Source organism: Collinsella stercoris DSM 13279 (assembly GCF_020735465.1).
Taxonomy (GTDB): domain Bacteria; phylum Actinomycetota; class Coriobacteriia; order Coriobacteriales; family Coriobacteriaceae; genus Collinsella; species Collinsella stercoris.
Window position 1 is genome coordinate 549,447 of record NZ_CP085935.1, and the last position, 18,077, is coordinate 567,523.

An 18,077-nucleotide genomic window follows, 5' to 3' on the forward strand; every position below is an offset into this window, starting at 1 on the left:
TGCCGGATGTGGACGCCAGGGGGGGCGGGGCCGCCTTGTGCGCGCGATGCGCAGGGCGGCCCCGCCCCTTCTGAACATTCTTTGAGCTTTTTCGTTTGCGCGTTGGGTGGCGTACACTTGAACGCGTTGTATTTTGCGTCCAAGGAGGCGTTTTGACCCCTATCGTCGCCTTCAACACCATCGTGGGTGTCGTCTTTGGCCTGTGCTTCCTGTACCAGGTCGTGTTCTTCTTCGTCGGGCTCCTTCGCGGCGAGGTGAAGATCCCCCAGGCAAAAAAACAGCATTCGTACGCCTTCTTCATCGCCGCGCATAACGAGGAGGCGGTCATCGCCAACCTCGTCAAGTCCATTCGGGAGCAGGACTACCCCTCCGAGCTCATCGACATCTTCGTGGTCGCCGACGCCTGCACCGACAACACCGCGCAGGCCGCGCGCGAGGCGGGCGCCATCGTCTACGAGCGCAACGATCTGTCGCGCAAGGGCAAGAGCTGGGTCATGGACTACGGGTTCGACCGCATCCTCAAGGAGTACCCGGGCAAGCACGAGGCGTTCTTCATCTTTGACGCCGACAACCTGCTTTCCCGCGATTACGTCAAGATCATGAACGACGCGTACGACCAGGGCTACCTCGCGCTCACGAGCTACCGCAACTCCAAGAACTTCGGTAGCTCCTGGATCAGCTCCGCCTATGCCACCTGGTTCATGCGCGAGGCGCGCTACCTCAACAACGCGCGCATGATCTGCGGCACCTCGTGCGCCGTCTCGGGTTCGGGCTATCTCGTGTCCGCAAAGATCATCCAGGGCATGCACGGCTGGGATTTCCACACCCTCACCGAGGACATCCAGTTCACGACGTTCTGCGCCATCCACGGCGTGCGCATCGGGTATGCGCCCGCGGAGTTCTATGACGAGCAGCCCGTCAAGCTCAAGGCGTCCATCAAGCAGCGCATGCGCTGGACCAAGGGCTTTTACCAGGTGCTCTTTACCTACGGACGGCATATCTTCACGTCCATCACCAAGTTTCGCCGGTTCGCCGCCTACGACATGCTCATGGTCATCGGCCCGGCGATGTTGCTCACCCTCATGTGCCTGCTGGTGAACGTCACGTTCATCGTGGTGGGCAGCTTGAGCCATGGCTTTTTGGCAACCGATGCCGAGATCGAGATGGCCTTCGGCTCGGTGGTGATGATGCTCGCCTACATGTACTTCACGTTCTTCATCATGGGCCTGTTCACGACGGTCACCGAGCGCAAGCACATTCACTGCCCGCAAAAATGGCGCATCGTCACCAACCTGTTCACGTTCCCCATCTTCATGTTCACCTACATCCCGTTGACGGTCGCGGCGCTCTTCCTCAAGGTCGACTGGGTGCCCACGCCGCACGACGTGAGCGTCACCCTCGATGAGGTGCTCGACGGCGCGAAGTAGCCCGTGTCTATCGAGATGCGCGAAAGGGGACGGGCCCGCAGCGCACATCCGGTCGTCGATGTGCGCTGCGAGCCCGTCCCCTTTTTGCGTGCGGTGCGCGTCGGGCGGTTAGGCCGTCGGGCGGTTAGGCGCTATAGCCGTCGTCCATCATCAGCTCGTTCATGAGCTCCTCTTCAAGCTGATCGAACTCGTACTCGTGGTCGTTTTGGAAGTGCTCCCAGTCGTCCCAATCATCCTCGTAGAACGACGGGTCGTAATCGTACGCGTAGGACGAGTTGACCGCCGTCCCCACGACGCCAAAGAGCAGCAGGGCGAACGCGATGGCCAGCAGCGAGACGATGCCGAGCGCCACGCCCGTGAGGACGTAGGCGAAGTTCGAGGAGTTCGTCTGCGGCGCGGTCGATGCGCTCGCGCTCTCGATGGGGCGCGAGGGCGCGAGCGTGTCGGATTCGTGCATGGGCTGCTGCCCAGCGGTGCGAGAGGAGGGCGTGGTGCGGTAGTCGAACGTGGGTGGTTCCATGGATTCCCCCGTAGCTGATCGGATGCGTTGCATCGCATTATACCCGCGCGCCCGTCTAGGTGATAAGGTGACACCACCTCAGAAAAGGGACTGCCCCTCATTTGAGGTGAACGGGCGGAGGTGATGCCGATGCGCAGGAGGGTGTGTGTCATCGCGGGGGCAGTGTGCTCGTGGGGCGCGGGCGTGGGGCGATTGCCGGCCGCGCGTGCGGGCGTTCCGCTGCTTTTTGTGGCGCTGTGGGCCCTGCTTGTCCTCGCCGCCGGCATTGATGCGCGGCAGCGGAGGTTCCCGCGTGCGCTCGGTTGCGCCATCGCCTGCGTATCCGCCGCGTTGAGCGTGCTCGTGGGCGGCCTTGTCCGCTTGGCATGGTGCGCCTGCGCCGCGTGCGCGTTCGGCGCCGTGTTGACGGGTGTCGAGATAGTGTGGCGTCGCCGTCATGCGGGCAGGCCGGGACTGGGCATGGGCGACGTCAAGTTCTTGGCCGCCCTCTCGCTTTGGGCGCCGCTCGATGCGGTGCTCTCGCTTGCCGGGGCGCTCGTGCTCCTGGCGTGGTGCGGGCTGCTCTTGCACCGCGATTCACTGCCGCTGCTTCCCTTTGCGGTTTCCGTGTTCGCCATGGTTCGCGTCGCCCGCCTACTGGGATGGGTTCCGTGACTCGCGTATGTCCGGACGGGATGGCATGATGGTCGCAAGAGATGACAGGATGAGAGGAACCGACATGACGAACGCACATCCGGCAATCGAGTGCCCACCACATACCGACGGCAACGCCCTGAGGGACCGCTTGCTCGCCATGCCCGACACGCTGAGCGATGCCTTGGTCGCGCGCATGGAGGCCGACCGGGCGGCGGGCTGGGTGAACCCCTACCGCACGTCCGACAGCGAGGCGATCCGCCGCGAGCCGCGCGCGGGTGACGCCGGCAGCATCTGGCGGCCCTCGTACGTGCGCGACACCGAGAAGATCTTGCACCTGCCGGCCTACAACCGCTACAACGGCAAGACGCAGGTGTTCAGCTTCCGCAGCAACGACGACCTCTCGCGCCGTGGGCTCCATGTGCAGCTCGTGGCGCGCATCGCGCGCGACATCGGACGGGCGCTCGGCCTCAACTGCGACCTCATCGAGGCCATCGGCCTGGGCCACGATCTGGGACACACGCCGTTCGGCCACGCGGGCGAATCGCATCTCAACGACATCTATCGCGCCCGCACCGGCCGCTCGTTCTTCCACAACGTCCACTCGGTGCGCGTGCTCGACACGCTCTACGGCAGGAATCTCTCCCTGCAGACGCTCGATGGCGTGCTGTGCCATAACGGCGAGTACGAGCAGCGCGTCTTCGAGCTGTCCCACATGGATACGTTCGAGCAGTTCGACCGGGTGATGGAGGACTGCTACACGCACGATTTCGATTACGTCAAGACCCTGCGCCCCATGACGCTTGAGGCCTGCGTGGTGCGCATCTCCGACATCATCGCCTACGTGGGCCGCGACCGCCAGGACGCCATCGAGGCGGGCCTGCTCGCGGAGGATGCGTTCGAGGACGGCCTGGGCGGCAGGTACAACTCCTGGATCCTCACGCGCGCGTCCATCGACATCGTGGAGCACAGCTACGGCAAGGACCGCATCGAGATGAGCGAGGAGCTGTTCCGCGAGATTCGTCGCGCCAAACGCGAGAACTATCAAAAGATCTATCACTCGACCGGTATCGAGGAGGAGCAGAGCGCCATGATGGCACGCGCCTTCAACCTCATGTACGAGCACTTTCTGGGTGACCTCAAGGCGCATGACGAGAGCAGCTTCATCTTCCGTCACCACATCGCGCGCATCGACAAGGCACTCTCGCACTACGGCGGCTCGTACGATTGGGAGCGCGATCTGGATATGACCGTGGTCGATTACATCGCGAGCATGACGGACGGGTATTTCACCGAGCTTGCCTGCACGCTGTTTCCCGAGTTGAGGTTCCCGCAGCGCACGTACATCAACGAGTGAAAATACGAACAGGTGTTTGACTATGAATGCCCGTTTGTTAGAATGGAGTCGAACTTCGATAGATGGAAAACGGGCACATGGACACCTTATTCTCTAGCAATGAACGCAGCAAGCAGCTCAAGAACGCGCCGCTGGCGGTGCGCATGCGGCCCAGCTCGCTTGACGATTACGTGGGTCAGGAAAAGGCGGTGGGACCCGGTTCGTGGCTGCGGAGCGCCATCGAGCACGACGTGCTGTCGAGCGTGATCCTGTATGGCCCCGCGGGAACGGGCAAGACCACGTTGGCCCATATCATCGCCGCGCACACCAAAAGCGAGTTCGTCGAGGTCTCCGCAGTCACGGGCACGGTGAAGGACCTGCGTCGCGAGATCGACGAGGCCAAGCACCGGCTCATGATGTTCGACCGCCGGACCATCCTGTTCATCGACGAGATCCACCGGTTTTCCCGCTCGCAGCAGGATGCGCTGCTGCACGCGGTCGAGAACCGCACGGTCGTCATGATCGGCGCCACCACGGAGAACCCGTATTTCGAGGTGAACGCGGCACTGCTCTCGCGCAGCCGCGTGGTGGAGCTCGAGCACCTGAGCGATGCGGACGTGGAGCGCCTCGTGCGCCGCGCCCTTTCGGCGCCAGAGGGTCTTGCGGGCCGGTACGCGGTGAGCGACGAGGTGGTCTCCGCCATCTGCACGCTCGCCGCCGGTGATGGCCGCAGCTCGCTGACCACGCTGGAACTCGCGAGCGAGATCGCCCTCACGCGCCCGGTCGGGGAGGGCGAGGCCGAGCGCCGCGAGTCCGATCCCATCGAGATCACGCTCGATGACGTCAAGCAGGCCAACCCGCGGCGCGGCCTGTCCTACGACAAGAACGGCGACATGCACTACGACATCATCTCCGCGTTCATCAAGTCGATGCGCGGTTCCGACCCCGATGCCGCGGTGTACTGGCTTGCGCGGATGATCGACGCTGGCGAGGACCCCAAGTTCATCGCGCGCCGCATCATGATCCAGGCGAGCGAGGACATCGGCAACGCCGATCCCACCGCGCTGCTGGTGGCGGAGGCGGCGTTCAAGGCCGCGGAGGTGATCGGATACCCCGAGTGCCGCATCAACCTCGCGCAGGCCGCCATCTACAACGCGCTGGCGCCCAAGTCCAACGCCGCGGAGGCCGCGATCGACGCGGCTCTCGCCGATGTCCGCACGAGCGGGCAGCGCGAGGTTCCCAGCTACCTGCGCGACCGTCATCGTCCCGGGTCGGACGAGTACGGGGAGTACAAGTACCCGCATGATTACGAGCAGGGCTGGGTGGCCCAGCGCTACCTGCCGGAGGGCTTGGAGCCAGGAGCGTTTTGGCACCCGAGCGGCCGTGGCTGGGAGCAGTGGCGAGCCGAGAATCGCCCCCGCTAACGGCAAGGGCGTCCTTGCATTCAAGGCGCCCCTGCATTCAGCCTATCGTTTTTCGGCTTGCATGGTGCCCGTACTTTGGGGCGTTTCGCGAATTGCCGTGCGCTCCCGGCTCCGTCCCCGCGGCCGCGCCTTGGTTTTTGTAGATTCCGCACGAGCCGGAGGGTCCAGTGGACCCTCCGTGCGAGTCAGGACTGACCGAGCAAAAACCAAGGCGCGGCCGCGGGGACGGAGCCGGGAGCATCCGTCATGGTTGAATTCGCCCCAAACGGGTATCATCAACCTACCTGTGTCTAGATTGCTACGGAGGCATCCATGGATCCCATGCAGATCGTCCTGGTCATTCTCGCCCTCGCCGGCGTGTGGGCCGTCGTCGAGCTCGCGCTCGTGCTGCGCCGCATCCGCGGTGTGGTCGCCTCGCTCGACAAGACCGTCGAGCAGGTGGCGAGCACCATCGAGGAGGCGCGTCCCGTGGTCGCCAAGCTCGATGGCGTCGTCGACGAGCTGCAGCCCGCGGTGGCGCAGATCGAGCCGCTGCTCAAGCAGGCGACCGTCGCGGTCGAGGCGCTTTCGGCGGACCTCGTCGAGGTCAACGGGGTGCTGCGCGACGTGTCCGCGGTGAGCGGCGCCGCAAGCAGTGCGTCCAACGCCGTGACGGGCATCGTGGACGGCGCGACCGAGAAGGTCCATAAGCTCTTCGCCAAGCCGCGCAAGGCGGAGCCCGCACCCGCATCGCCCGTCCTGACCGACGCATCCGAACCCGTCGCCGAAGCCAGCGACAACGCCCAGGCCCCCCTCGCCGAGGAGGATACCGATACCGCGCCCCGCCAGTACTTTACCTATGCGCCCGCCGAGGAGTCCGACCATGAGTAACGCCACCCACATCGTGCTCACCGTCGCCTGTGAGCCGCACCTCGCGCGCATCGTGCGCATGACCGCCGCCAACGTGGCCACGCTCTCCTCGATGTCCGTCGAGCGCGTGGAGGATATCCGCATGGCTGCCGAGGAGGCATTCATCTACGCGTGCGGCACCGCCCCCGGTGAGGACCTCGTCATCGATTTCGACGCCGACGCCGATCACGTGGCGATGGTGTTCAAGCTCTCCGCCCCCGCGTTCCCCGAGCCCTCCGAGGACGATCCCACGGCCGCGTACGTCGACCTCATCCTCGGCTCCGTGTGCGACATCTACGAAAAGCACGAGGCTCCTGCCCGCCTGGCGCTCGACATGAAGGCGGATGTCGATGGCATCTAAGACCTCGGGTAAGAGCGCCTGGGATAAGGAGAAGACGCGCGAGCTCTTCCGTCGCTTCAAGGAAGAGGGCGATATGGACGCCCGCGAAAAGCTCGTCATGTCCCATCTCAACCTGGTGCGCTTCATCGCCAACAAATTCAAGAACCGCGGGGAGCCCATCGACGACCTCGTGCAGGTCGGCTATCTGGGCCTGCTCAAGGCCATCGACCGCTTCGACCCGGCGCGCGGCCTGGAGTTCACCACGTTCGCCACGCCCACCATCATGGGCGAGATCAAGCGCCACTTTAGGGACAAGGGCTGGAGCGTTCGCGTGCCCCGCCGCCTGCAGGAGCTCTCGGCAAAGGTCAACCAGGCCACCGATACGCTGACCTCTCAGCTCCAGCGCTCGCCCACGATCGCCGAGATCGCCGAGTATCTCGACGCGACCGTCGATGAGGTGCTCGAGGCCATGGAGTCCTCCTCCGCGTACAGCTCGGTCTCGCTCGAGGCGCCCTCCGGCATGGAGGATGACGACGCACCGTCGGTCATCGACCGCTATGCGACCGAGGACGAGGAGCTCGCCTTCACCGACGACCGCATCATCATCGAGGAGGCGCTCGCCAGCTTCTCCCCGCGTGAGCGCGAGGTTATCGAGATGCGCTTTTTGCAGGGCATGACGCAGATCGAGATCGCGGAGAAGCTCGGGATCTCCCAGGTCCAGGTGAGCCGCCTGCTGCGCCGCACGCTCAAGAAGATTCAAGAGAAGATCGACCCCGACGGGGTCATGACCGGCTAGCCCGGTCTGCGAAGGGGATTATGCAGCACGATATCTCGCACGCCGAGCGCGTGGCACGCAATACGTTCGTGAACATATGGATCGTCATCGGCGTCATCATCATCGGCGGCGTGGTGCTCGATCTGATCGGCTCGCTCTCGAGCGTGCTGCTCTTCCTGTCGGTGGGGTCCCTGTCCGCATTCGTGGCGTCGCCCATCGTCAACTGGTTCGAGCGCCATCGCGTGCCACGCGGCGCCGGCGCGCTCGTGGGCCTGGTGGTGGTCATCGTCGGCCTGGTGCTGCTCTTCGCGCTCGTGATCCCCATGGTCACCGCTCAGCTCATCGACCTGCTGCGCGACGCGCCCTCAAAACTCGCCGCGCTCGGCGCGTGGGTGGTCCGCATGGAGAACGAGTACGCGGTGATCGAGCACCTGAACGACGTGGTGCAGCTCGATTCCATCTTCACGGCGGCCCAGGACATCACCAACCAGGCGCTCTCGGGCCTCCTTGCCGCCGTGCGCGACGGCATCGTACCCATGGTGAACAACATCGCCTCCACGGTCTTCATCGTGTTCCTCGGGTTTGTCCTGGCGTTTTGGCTCGCCTGCGACTACCCGCGCATCAACGACGAGATCTGCCGCATCCTGCCGCACGACAAGGCCGACGACTATCGCCTGATGGTGGCCGTGGTGAGCCGCTCCGTCGGCGGCTACCTGCGCTCGACCGTGATCAACTCCGTGATCCAGGGCTTTCTCGCCTTCGTGGGCTTCGCCATCGTGGGACACCCGTACGCCGCCGCCATGGGCGTGCTCTCGGGCGTGCTCAACATCATCCCGGTGGTCGGCCCGTCGATCTCGGCCATCATCGCCACGCTCATCGCGCTCGTCTACAGCCCGATGATGGCGGTGTGGACCATGATCATGGCCATGCTGTCCCAAAACATCACGGACAACGTGATAGCGCCCAAGATCAACCAGTCGACCATGCAGGTCCATCCCGTGCTGTCGCTCACCGCGCTCGTGGTGGGCTCGACGTTCGGCGGGGCCGTGGGCATGATCGTCGCGCTGCCGCTCGTCGCCGTGATCAAGTCGCTGTTCATCTTCTACTTCGAGACGCGCACCGGCGAGCAGATCGTGTCGTACGAGGGCGCGCTGTTCCGCGGGGCGCCGTTTCGCGATGCGCAGGGCAACCCGGTCCCGGCTTTTGACGCGCTGGGGGATGACGGCTTTGTGGCCGACTCCCAGATCCTCGACGAGGGCGCCGTGCCGGAGGCCGAGGCCATGCCCAAGCCCGAGTTGGAGAACCCCTGGGCCAAGCTCATCGACTTCGAGAATCCCTTCGCGGCGCGCGAGCACGTCGCCGCGTCGAAGAAACCCGAGGAAACCGACACATCTGACGACGGCCGTTAACGTATAATCGTCAAGTTGGAAATATGTCCCGCCGCGCGGGACTCGAACTTGATGTACAGGGAGTTTACGCATGGCCGCTGACTATCCCACCATGACGACCGCCGAGATCCGCTCGGCATACCTCAACTTCTTCGAGAGCAAGGGCTGCAAGCTCTACCCGAGCTCCTCGCTCGTTCCCGATGACCCGTCGCTGCTGCTCGCCAACGCCGGTATGAACCAGTTCAAGGAGTTCTACCAGGGCAAGAAGGTCATGAAGGAGATCGGTGCGTGCTCGTGCCAAAAGTGCGTCCGCACCAACGACATCGACATCATCGGCGCCGACGGCCGCCACGCCTCGTTCTTCGAGATGCTCGGCAACTTCGCCTTTGGCGGCGTGACCAAGGGGCAGGCCTGCGCTTGGGCCTATGAGCTCATCACCGAGGTCTTCAAGCTGCCCAAGGACCGCCTCTACTTCACCGTGTTCACCGAGGACGACGAGACCGAGGCCGTATGGCGCTCCCTCGGCGTCGAGCCCGACCACATCACCCGCCTGGGCGAGGACGATAACTTCTGGGCCGCCGGCCCCACCGGCCCCTGCGGCCCGTGCTCCGAGATCTACTTCGACCTCGGCGAGGAGGTCGGCTGCGGCTGCGACACCTGCGCCCCCGGCTGCGACTGCGACCGCTTCCTGGAGTTCTGGAACCTCGTGTTCACGCAGTTCGACCGCCAGGAGGACGGCTCCATGCCGGAGCTGCCGCACCGCAACCTCGATACGGGCATGGGCCTGGAGCGCATGGCCGCCATCATGCAGCACAAGAGCTCCTTCTTCGACGGCGACGTCATGCAGAGCCTCATCAAGCTGGGCGAGGACATCTCCGGCAAGACCTACGTGGACGACGACTACACCGGGGCCTCCCGCTCCCTGCGCATCATCGCCGACCACGCCCGCTCCGTGAACTTCCTCATCTCCGACGGCGTGCTCCCCGGCAACGAGGGCCGCGGCTACGTGCTGCGCCGCCTGCTGCGCCGCGCCGTGTTCCACGGCCGCCTGCTCGGCATCGAGGACGCCTTCCTGGGCCGCTTCATCGATGCGGTGAATGACGTCATGGGCGACGCCTACCCGAGCCTGCTCGAGAACGTCGGCCTGGTCAAGGGCATCGTCGAGGCCGAGGAGGAGCGTTTCTCCACCACCCTCAACAACGGTCGCGTCTACCTGGACGAGCAGCTCTCCGCCCTCGCCGAGGGTGAGCAGCTCCCCGGCTCCGCCGCCTTCATGCTGCACGACACCTTCGGGTTCCCCATCGACCTCACCGTCGAGATCGCCGAGGGCGCCGGGCACGCCGTCGACATCGAGGGCTTCAACGCGGAGATGGCCGAGCAGAAGGCCCGCGCCCGCGCCGCCGCCAAGGGCGACGCCTGGGGTTCCTTCAACGACGTGTGGACCGAGCTCGCCGACCAGCTGCCCGCCACCGAGTTCGTGGGCTACGACAACGAGAGCATCGAGGGCGCCCATGTGCTGGCCATCGTGGTGAACGGCGAGCGCGTCGAGCGCGCCGAGAACGCCGCCGAGGCCGCCGTGGTGCTCGACCGCACGCCGTTGTACGCCGAGATGGGCGGCCAGATGGGCGACCACGGCCTCATCGACACCGACGACGCCCAGTTCTTCGTGTCCAACACTACCGCCAAGGGCGGCCTCTACGTCCACGAGGGCAAGCTCATCGGCGCGCTTTCCGAGGGCGACACCGTGTTCGCCGGCTACGACCTCAACCGCCGCGGCCTGCTGTGCCGCAACCACACGGCGACCCATCTGCTCGACGCCGCGCTCAAGGAGGTCCTGGGCGATCACGTCAACCAGGCGGGCTCCCTGGTGTCCCCCGAGAACCTGCGCTTCGACTTCACGCACTTCGAGGCCATGACCTCGGAGCAGATCCGCGCCGTCGAGGACCTCGTGAACGAGCAGATCCTGGCCGCCCAGCCCGTCGTCACCCAGGTCATGGGCATTGACGAGGCCAAGGCCTCCGGCGCCGTGGCCCTGTTCGGCGAGAAGTACGGCGGCGTGGTGCGCGTCGTCTCCGTGGGCGAGGGCGCCGAGCCGTTCTCCCGCGAGCTGTGCGGCGGCACGCATGCCAAGAACACCGCCGAGCTCGGCCTGTTCAAGATCGTGTCCGAGTCCTCCACGGGCTCCAACGTCCGGCGCATCGAGGCCGTGACGAGCACCGGCGCCATCGCGTACCTCGAGGAGCGCGCCGCCCTCGCCGAGACCGCGGCCGCGAGCCTCAAGTGCCGCGTCGAGGAGGTCCCGGCCCGCGTGCATGCGCTGCAGGCGGAGCTGCGCGAGGTCAACCAAAAGCTCAAGAAGGCGCTCACGGGCGGCAGCTCCGACGCCATCGCGTCGGCCATCGATGCCGCCGTGGACATGGGCGGCTACCAGCTCGTCGTCGCCGAGCTCTCCGGTCTCGAGGCAGCCGACCTGCGCAACGTGTGGGACACCATTCGCGGCAAGCTCTCCAGCGCCTGCGCCTGCGTGCTCGCCACGGTGACCGAGAAGGGCACGCCCGCCCTCATCGCCGCCGCGACCGACGACGCTGCGGCCGCGGGCTTCCACGCCGGTAACGTGATCAAGCAGATCGCCCCCCTCGTGGACGGACGCGGTGGCGGCAGGCCCACGATGGCGCAGGCCGGCGGCAAGAACGCCGCGGGCATCGCCGCCGCGCTGGACGCCGCTCGCTCCCTGCTCGCCGAGTAGGGCCCCGCGCATGATCGCCCTCGCTCTCGACATCGGCGGTGCGCGCACCGGCATCGCCGTCTCCGACCGGACGGGTCGCGTCGCGTCCCCCGTCAAGGTGTTGCCCGCCGCCGAGGTCGAGGGCGTGGCCCGCACGTTTCGCATGGTGCTCGAGGACTACGAGCCCGATGTCATCGTGTGCGGCCTGCCCCAGACGATGGCGGGGGAGGAGGGCCCCCAGGCCGCGCGCGTCCGCGAGGTCGCGGGGCGCATCTCGCGCGTCACCGGGCTGCCCGTCGAGTTCATCGACGAGCGCCTGTCCTCGACGGAGGCAAAGCGCATCCTGCGCGAGCAGGGTTTGAGCGAAAAGCAGATGCGCGGTAAGGTTGATATGATCTCGGCCTCCCTGTTCCTGCAGGCGTGGCTCGATGCCCAAAGTCGAAAGGAAGATCGTGGCTAACGTTCCCGGCTCCCATCGCCAGGCCGATGTGCCTCGTCCCGCGGGCGCGCGTTTCCGCACTCCGGATCCCGCTTCCGCCCCGTCTCAGCGTCCGCGCTCCGCGGCGTATCCTTCCCACGGCGCCCCTTCGCCCGCCCAGGCGCCGGCGTCGCATGCCGCCGGGTCCCGGTTTGCCAAGGGCTCCCACCAGTCGTATGCCCAGCAGGGCTCCCCGGAGCCTGCGTACATGCCCCAGCGCTCCCAGGGCGCGTATGCGCGCGGGGGCGCCCGCCCGCCCAAAAAAGGCTCGCCCGTTCCGGTCGTGATCGGCGTGCTCATCGCCATCGCCGTGGTCGCGGGCGCCGCGTTGTTCCTGTTCCCCCGCATCTTTGGGGGCGATTCGGCCAATATCGAGGCGGGGCAGCAGGTGTCCATCACCATCCCCGAGGGCTCCTCGAGCGATGCGATCGCCACGATCCTGGTCGATAACCACATCATCGCGGATTCCGGCGAGTACTACGCCGCCGTCAAAAAGCTCAACGCGGAGATGTCTCTCAAGCCGGGCGACTACCAGTTCGAGACGCTGCAGGACCCGCTGTCGGTGGTCAAGCAGCTCGTCGCCGGCCCCAACCTCGAGGGCGTCAAGCTGACCGTTCCCGAGGGCAAGACCGTCGAGCAGACCGCGCAGCTCGTCGAAGACGCATACGGGATCTCCGCCGATGAGTTCATCTCGCAGGCCAAGGCCAGCGCGTATGCGGGCGACTATCCCTTCCTAGCCGACGCCGGGAACGATTCGCTCGAGGGCTTCCTCTATCCCAAGACCTACACCTTCGCGGGCACCCCGACTGCCGACGAGGTCATCCGCGCCATGCTCGACCAGTACCAGCTCGACGTCGTCGACGCTTTCGATTTCGATGCCGGCCGCGCTACCATCTCGGCGACCTACGGAATCGAGCTGTCCGACTACGAGCTGCTCACGCTGGCGTCCATCGTGGAGCGCGAGGGCCTCAATGCCGACCAGCGCGCCCACGTGGCATCGGTCTTCCTCAATCGCCTGGCGGGCAAGGGTGATTTTGCCGGCAGGCCGTACCTGCAAAGCGATGCGACCCTCATGTACGAGACGGGCGGCGCCGTCACGGCCGAGGACATCCAGGGCATCGACAGCCCGTACAACTCGTATCAAAACGCCGGACTGCCGCCCACGCCCATCTGCTCTCCGTCCTCCGAGGCGATTCTGGCGACCCTGGAGCCGACGGACTCGGATGACCTGTATTTCTACATCACGCAGGACGAGGAGTACTTCTCCCAGACCTACGATGAGCACATGCAGTCCTGGGAGTAGAAGATGAGCGTGCTTTCTCCCACTCGATACGTGGCGCGCGTGGAGCTCATCGACCTCGACGCGCTCTGGGCGTCGGGCAAACGCGCCATCCTGCTCGACCGCGACAACACGCTCGTCCCGCGCGACCGCACCTGCGCGCCCGCGTCGGTCGCCGCATGGCTCGACCACGCTCGCGATCTTGGCTTCGAGCTCATCATGGTGTCCAACAACTGGCATAAGAGCCATGTGTCGCGCTCGGCCGGCGAGCTCAAGATGGATTACATCTCCTTTGCGTGCAAGCCGCTGCCCTTCGCCATCACGGCGGGCATGCGCCGCCTGGGCGCCAGCAAGGCCAACGCGGTCATGATCGGCGATCAGCTCTACACGGACGTGTGGGGCGGCAACCTCGCCGGCATCGACACGATCTTGGTCAAGCCGCAGACGACCGTCGACCTGTGGTACACGCAGATCTTCCGGATCTTCGAGCGCCGCGCGCTGCGCGGGCTGACCTGCGAGGAGTAGGTCGGCATGACGTCTGCGGTCAAGCACGGATGCGACCACGTGTTCTTTGTGGGGTTCCTGGGCGCCGGCAAGTCGACGCTCGCCCGCAACTTGGGGCGCATGTTCCACCGCCGCTTCGTCGACACGGACCGCCTGGTCGAGCGCCGCTGCGGCAGCACCGTGACCAAGCTGTTCGAGGAGTTCGGCGAGGAGCGGTTCCGCGAGCTCGAGACCGCCGCGCTCGAGGGCCTGCGCGGGGAGCGCAGCCTGCTCGTGTCATGCGGCGGCGGCATCGTGGAGACGCCGCGCAACATCGAGCTCATGCACGATATGGGCTTTTGCGTGTATCTCGATGGCGACTTGGACGACTCGCTGCGCCAGATCCGCCGGAGCGACACGCGCCCCGATTTCCGCAGCGCCGAGCACGCCGCGCGCCTGCTCGAGCATCGTCGACCGCTGTACGAGCAGGCCGCCGACCTCACCGTTGATATTCGCGGCACGTCGTTCACCGATGTGTCCTACACCGTTGCCGAACTGCTTCTGGAGCGTGGTCTCATATGACGATCCGTCGCAAACTGCTCAACTTTGGAAACCGCAGCACCGACTTCCGCATTGGGACCGGTGCCTTTTCCGAGCTCTCCAAGATGCTTGCGGGAGCCGTGGGGCGCCCCTGTCGCGCCTTCATGATTGCGGATGCGGAGCTCGATGAGGCGCTGCTCGTCCAGGTCCGCCGCTCGCTCATCGACGCGGGCTATCGTGTTGACGAGCTTATGCTCGATGGCCTTGAGGCCGCCCGGTTCACGAGCGTCTCGCGCGCGTACGAGCGCTTGGCCGCCGCCGGCATCACGTCCGAGGACTTGGTGCTCGGCGTCGGTCCCGCGGCCGTGTGCTCGCTCGCCGCCTTCGCGTCGCATGGATGGTGCGGCGGGACCTCCTGCGCGCTCATCCCCACCACCCTCGACGCCATGGTTCGCCTGCCCACGCAGATGGAGTCCCTCTCCGTTGCCGGCGACGCCCATGCCGTGAGTGTGAGCCCCCAGGTCTCGCTCGTGGTGTGCGACCTGAACCTCGTGGTCGGCCGCGACGTCGATGCGAACGGCATGGGGTACGTGCTCATCTGCGCCGCCCATCTGGCCGAGAGCCGCAAATGCTGGGAGGGCTTTGCGAGCACGGTCGAGGGGCTTGCCCAGCATGGCGAGATCGCCTTCATCGACGCCATCTGCACGGCGCAGACCTCGCGATTGAACACGGTCAAGTCCGCCAGCCCCTCCGCCCGCCGCGCGTTCACGTACGGCCAGACCACGGCACGCGCGCTTTCCGCCTGCCTGGGGGATGCCGCCATCCAGCCGTATCGCCTCTATGCGGAGGGCATGCGCTTCGAGGCCCGTCTCGCGGTCGATGTGTGCGACTTCTCGGTCGATGAGATGTTCGCGCAAGACGATCGCCTCGAGGACCTCGGCATCGAGGAGCTCTCGTTCGCGCTCGATGCGGACGCATTCATCGACGCCCTGCGCGCCGAGCGCTTCCGCCGTGCCAATCGCTTCCAGCTCGCCCTTCCCAAGCATCCGGGCATCATTCGCCTCTCGTCCGTCGAGGACGAGGTGCTCGAGCGCCACGCCCGCGCCTTCCTCGCCTCCCGCCGCCCCTAATGTGTCATCTTATGTGTCATTTGGGGTCAGACCCCAAATGACACATGTTTATCCCGTCGATGGAAAGGATTTCCCATGTCTGAAGTTATGAACGGTCCCGCCGGCCGCATCGCCCGTCTGCGTGCCCTCATGGCAGAGCGCGGCTACGACGCCGTGGTCGTGCGTGACGAGGCAAACCTTCGCTGGCTCACCGGGGCCATGCGGGTCTTCGATTACACCGGCGAGTACCCGCATGCCGCCTTTATCACCGCTGATGCCTGCTACCTGCACACGGACTCCCGGTACTTCAACACCTTCGAGGAGAACCTTCCCGAGGGTGTCGAGTGGAAACTCGACATGGAGTCCATCGCCATTCCCCGTTGGGTGGCGGAGCGTTCCCGCGCCACCAAGAGCCGCACCGTCGCCGTCGAGGATGACATGCAGATCGGGTTCTATCGCGGCATCGAGCGCGGGCTTGAGGACTGCTCCGTGTGCGCGGCCCTGCCGCTCATGCACGGCGATCTTCAGCTCATGCGCGCCATCAAGGACGCCGAGGAGATCGAGCTCATGCGTCACGCGCAGTCCATCACCGACGCCGCGTTCGCCCACATGTGCACCGTGATTCGCCCCGGCCTCACAGAGAAGCAGCTCCGCACCGAGCTTGAGACCTTCATGTTCGATCACGGTGCGGACGATCTGGCCTTCGGCTCCATCGTCGCATCCGGCCCCAACACGGCCAACCCGCATGCCATCCCCGGCGACCGCAAGGTGGAGAAGGGCGATTTCGTCCTCATGGACTACGGTGCGGGCTACCGCGACTACAAGTCCGACATGACCCGTACGGTCTGCGTGGGCGAGCCCAACGCAAAGCAGCGTGAGATCTACGACATCGTGCGCCGCACGCACGAGGAGTGCGTCGCCGCCATCCATGCGGGCGTCGACGGCAGCGACATCCATCTGCTGTCGCAGAAGATCATCGGTGATGCTGGCTACGGCGAGTACTACGGCCACGGCCTCGGTCATGGCGTGGGTATCGACATCCACGAGCTGCCGGTCTTCGGCCGCAAGAGCAACATCGTGGAGGAGGGCGCGGTTATCACGGTCGAGCCCGGCATCTACCTGCCCGGCGTGGGCGGTGTGCGCCTTGAGGACTACGGCGTCGTCACCAAGGACGGCTACGAGCCCTTCACGACCTCTACGCACGAGCTGGTCGTCATCGACTGCTAACGGTAGTAGTGTAGCGGCTTCCAGTATTCCAGAAACAAGGGCTCGCTGGGCATTGCGAGCCCTTGTTGGCGGTTGCGGCTGTTGTCTACTCCAATTGGCAAGTTCGATCAGCGCAGCCACTTGATGTACAGCGTAAGTAGTATGATGCACAAGCCAAGAAGCAATGCGCCAAGGATTGACTTTCGAGAGGCTGCTTGGCCGCCGTGTTTTCTGTACAGGACCCACGTGGCTGTTACAGAGAGAGGGAGCGCTAATGAAATAGTCCAATAGATTGCGCTCGGCACCTGCACATCCACAATGATCAAAGCGAGAATCGCCAATGTCCCGATAACTGTCACGGTATCGTGAGCACGTTTATATAGGACTTGTTTATCATGGCATTTGTTCATGGGGGTCTAACCCAGACACTTGAACAAGGTGCTCGCTACATCTGCGGTTGCAAATAGGAATCCACGTGCATCTTTCGTTACGGCAGTGACCACCCATTCGGCTCCGTTCCTAATGAGCCCCCAGTAACATTCAGCCTCTTTTTCGGTCAGTTGCACCTTGTGCGGCACTGGGCGGTTGTTCTGGAATCCGTGCGCGTCGCACCACTCCTTCGAGTAACTGTCGGTGCAGCGACCGCGTTCGCGCAGTATGGTCTCTCCAGTCTCCTTCTCATTCTCGAGCGTGTAGACTTCGGCTTCTTGCGACGTGGCCTCGCTCGCGATTGCCAGCGTCGGCGCTGCCGTGAGGCTCGATGCGACGAGAGCTCCGATCACGGCGAGGATAATGGGCTTTTGCTGCGTGGTCATGGTAGTTCCTTTCGTTGAATGGGTACGGTGCCCCATGGCTCCTTTCTCGATGTGTGGGGCGTTCACCTGTTCCGTTGGACATATTCATCGAGCATTGCTTTCACATCATGTTCTCCTTCCGCGGAGCCCAGAATGTTGCCCGCGTCATCTATAACTAACGCGCTCGGCAAGTGCTCGAGATTGAACTGGTCAAATGTTTTCCATTGAGAGTCGAGGAGAATGGGGAACTCTCCTTTATGCTGCTCGATTGCCTCGATCCCATCATCTTCCGAGACCGTGAACAAGTTTCGTTCGATGGCCCGTTTGCAACCAGATTGTTCGATGTAATCAAATACGTTTTCGCAATGGGGACAGAAAGATCCCCAGAAGAGCAATATGTTTTCCTCGCCAGGCTTGAGCTTGGAATAGTAGGTCTTACCATTTCCAAGACTGAAATCTTCTGCCTTATTGAGGTCGCAGTATTGCTGGGTGTATGGATCGCCTTTTTTCGGCTGCTGACTCTTGATAGATGTCGCGTTTGCATTTCCTGCGATCAGGATAATGGCTACAAGGGAAATAGCCGCTGCGATACAGAGGTTTCGACGATTCATGTTACGTAGCGTCTTCATGATCTCCTCCTGTCAGGCTCGACGTGATGAGAGCGTGCCAGAAAAGGGTCGATTTGTATGCCAACAGGTCGTATAAAACTTAATCGATGTGGCTGTTTACAGA

Annotated in this window: 18 protein-coding genes; 15 read left to right on the forward strand and 3 right to left on the reverse strand. The window is 64.5% G+C overall.

Annotation, left to right across the window (positions count from 1 at the left end):
• The first annotated feature begins 152 nt into the window (after positions 1-152).
• On the forward strand, positions 153-1,427 hold the full coding sequence (locus tag LK434_RS02365) for a glycosyltransferase family 2 protein (RefSeq protein ID WP_006721448.1): 1,275 nt from the start codon (positions 153-155) through the stop codon (positions 1,425-1,427).
• 124 nt (positions 1,428-1,551) lie between these two features.
• On the opposite strand, the gene LK434_RS02370 is transcribed toward LK434_RS02365, so the two are convergent.
• Positions 1,552-1,947: a hypothetical protein gene (locus LK434_RS02370; RefSeq protein WP_006721447.1), complete on the reverse strand. Its 396-nt coding sequence runs from the start codon at positions 1,945-1,947 to the stop codon at positions 1,552-1,554.
• A gap of 129 nt (positions 1,948-2,076) precedes the next feature.
• Between LK434_RS02370 and LK434_RS02375 the strand changes: the two genes are divergently transcribed.
• From LK434_RS02375 to LK434_RS02440, 14 genes are all read left to right on the forward strand, one after another.
• Entirely contained in the window at positions 2,077-2,601 is a 525-nt protein-coding gene (locus LK434_RS02375; protein WP_050754986.1) for a prepilin peptidase, read from the forward strand.
• 64 nt (positions 2,602-2,665) lie between these two features.
• The gene (locus tag LK434_RS02380) at positions 2,666-3,937 is read left to right on the forward strand and encodes a deoxyguanosinetriphosphate triphosphohydrolase family protein (protein ID WP_148334606.1); all 1,272 of its coding nucleotides are present in this window, start codon (positions 2,666-2,668) and stop codon (positions 3,935-3,937) included.
• A 77-nt stretch (positions 3,938-4,014) separates the two neighbouring features.
• Positions 4,015-5,340: a replication-associated recombination protein A gene (locus LK434_RS02385; RefSeq protein WP_083784228.1), complete on the forward strand. Its 1,326-nt coding sequence runs from the start codon at positions 4,015-4,017 to the stop codon at positions 5,338-5,340.
• A 312-nt stretch (positions 5,341-5,652) separates the two neighbouring features.
• Entirely contained in the window at positions 5,653-6,210 is a 558-nt protein-coding gene (locus LK434_RS02390) for a hypothetical protein (RefSeq protein ID WP_006721443.1), read from the forward strand.
• On the forward strand, positions 6,203-6,589 hold the full coding sequence (locus tag LK434_RS02395) for an ATP-binding protein (RefSeq protein ID WP_006721442.1): 387 nt from the start codon (positions 6,203-6,205) through the stop codon (positions 6,587-6,589). The genes LK434_RS02390 and LK434_RS02395 overlap by 8 nt, the downstream gene beginning before the upstream one ends.
• The gene (locus LK434_RS02400; protein ID WP_006721441.1) at positions 6,579-7,364 is read left to right on the forward strand and encodes a SigB/SigF/SigG family RNA polymerase sigma factor; all 786 of its coding nucleotides are present in this window, start codon (positions 6,579-6,581) and stop codon (positions 7,362-7,364) included. The genes LK434_RS02395 and LK434_RS02400 overlap by 11 nt, the downstream gene beginning before the upstream one ends.
• Before the next feature lie 20 nt (positions 7,365-7,384).
• Positions 7,385-8,752 (forward strand): AI-2E family transporter, encoded by a 1,368-nt coding sequence (locus LK434_RS02405; RefSeq protein ID WP_006721440.1) that lies wholly within the window; start codon positions 7,385-7,387, stop codon positions 8,750-8,752.
• A 70-nt stretch (positions 8,753-8,822) separates the two neighbouring features.
• The gene (gene alaS, locus LK434_RS02410; RefSeq protein WP_006721439.1) at positions 8,823-11,477 is read left to right on the forward strand and encodes an alanine--tRNA ligase; all 2,655 of its coding nucleotides are present in this window, start codon (positions 8,823-8,825) and stop codon (positions 11,475-11,477) included.
• Positions 11,478-11,487: 10 nt separating this feature from the next.
• Complete coding sequence (gene ruvX, locus LK434_RS02415) at positions 11,488-11,916, forward strand: Holliday junction resolvase RuvX (protein WP_006721438.1); 429 nt, start codon at positions 11,488-11,490, stop codon at positions 11,914-11,916.
• Positions 11,909-13,237, forward strand: coding sequence for an endolytic transglycosylase MltG (gene mltG, locus LK434_RS02420; protein ID WP_227917810.1), 1,329 nt, complete (start codon positions 11,909-11,911; stop codon positions 13,235-13,237). The genes ruvX and mltG overlap by 8 nt, the downstream gene beginning before the upstream one ends.
• A gap of 3 nt (positions 13,238-13,240) precedes the next feature.
• Positions 13,241-13,738 (forward strand): YqeG family HAD IIIA-type phosphatase, encoded by a 498-nt coding sequence (locus LK434_RS02425; protein WP_006721436.1) that lies wholly within the window; start codon positions 13,241-13,243, stop codon positions 13,736-13,738.
• Positions 13,739-13,744: 6 nt separating this feature from the next.
• Positions 13,745-14,278 carry a shikimate kinase gene (locus tag LK434_RS02430; protein WP_006721434.1) on the forward strand — a complete coding sequence of 178 codons (534 nt, stop codon included), beginning with the start codon at positions 13,745-13,747 and terminating at the stop codon, positions 14,276-14,278.
• Positions 14,275-15,366: a dehydroquinate synthase/iron-containing alcohol dehydrogenase family protein gene (locus LK434_RS02435; RefSeq protein WP_006721433.1), complete on the forward strand. Its 1,092-nt coding sequence runs from the start codon at positions 14,275-14,277 to the stop codon at positions 15,364-15,366. Before LK434_RS02430 ends, LK434_RS02435 begins: the two co-directional genes overlap by 4 nt.
• Positions 15,367-15,441: 75 nt before the next feature.
• On the forward strand, positions 15,442-16,572 hold the full coding sequence (locus LK434_RS02440; protein WP_006721432.1) for a M24 family metallopeptidase: 1,131 nt from the start codon (positions 15,442-15,444) through the stop codon (positions 16,570-16,572).
• Positions 16,573-16,967: 395 nt separating this feature from the next.
• Here the strand turns inward: LK434_RS02440 and LK434_RS02445 are convergent, their stop codons facing one another.
• Complete coding sequence (locus LK434_RS02445) at positions 16,968-17,366, reverse strand: hypothetical protein (RefSeq protein WP_006721430.1); 399 nt, start codon at positions 17,364-17,366, stop codon at positions 16,968-16,970.
• A 62-nt stretch (positions 17,367-17,428) separates the two neighbouring features.
• Positions 17,429-17,974 (reverse strand): peroxiredoxin family protein, encoded by a 546-nt coding sequence (locus tag LK434_RS02450; RefSeq protein WP_006721429.1) that lies wholly within the window; start codon positions 17,972-17,974, stop codon positions 17,429-17,431.
• Between the last annotated feature and the right edge of the window lie 103 nt (positions 17,975-18,077).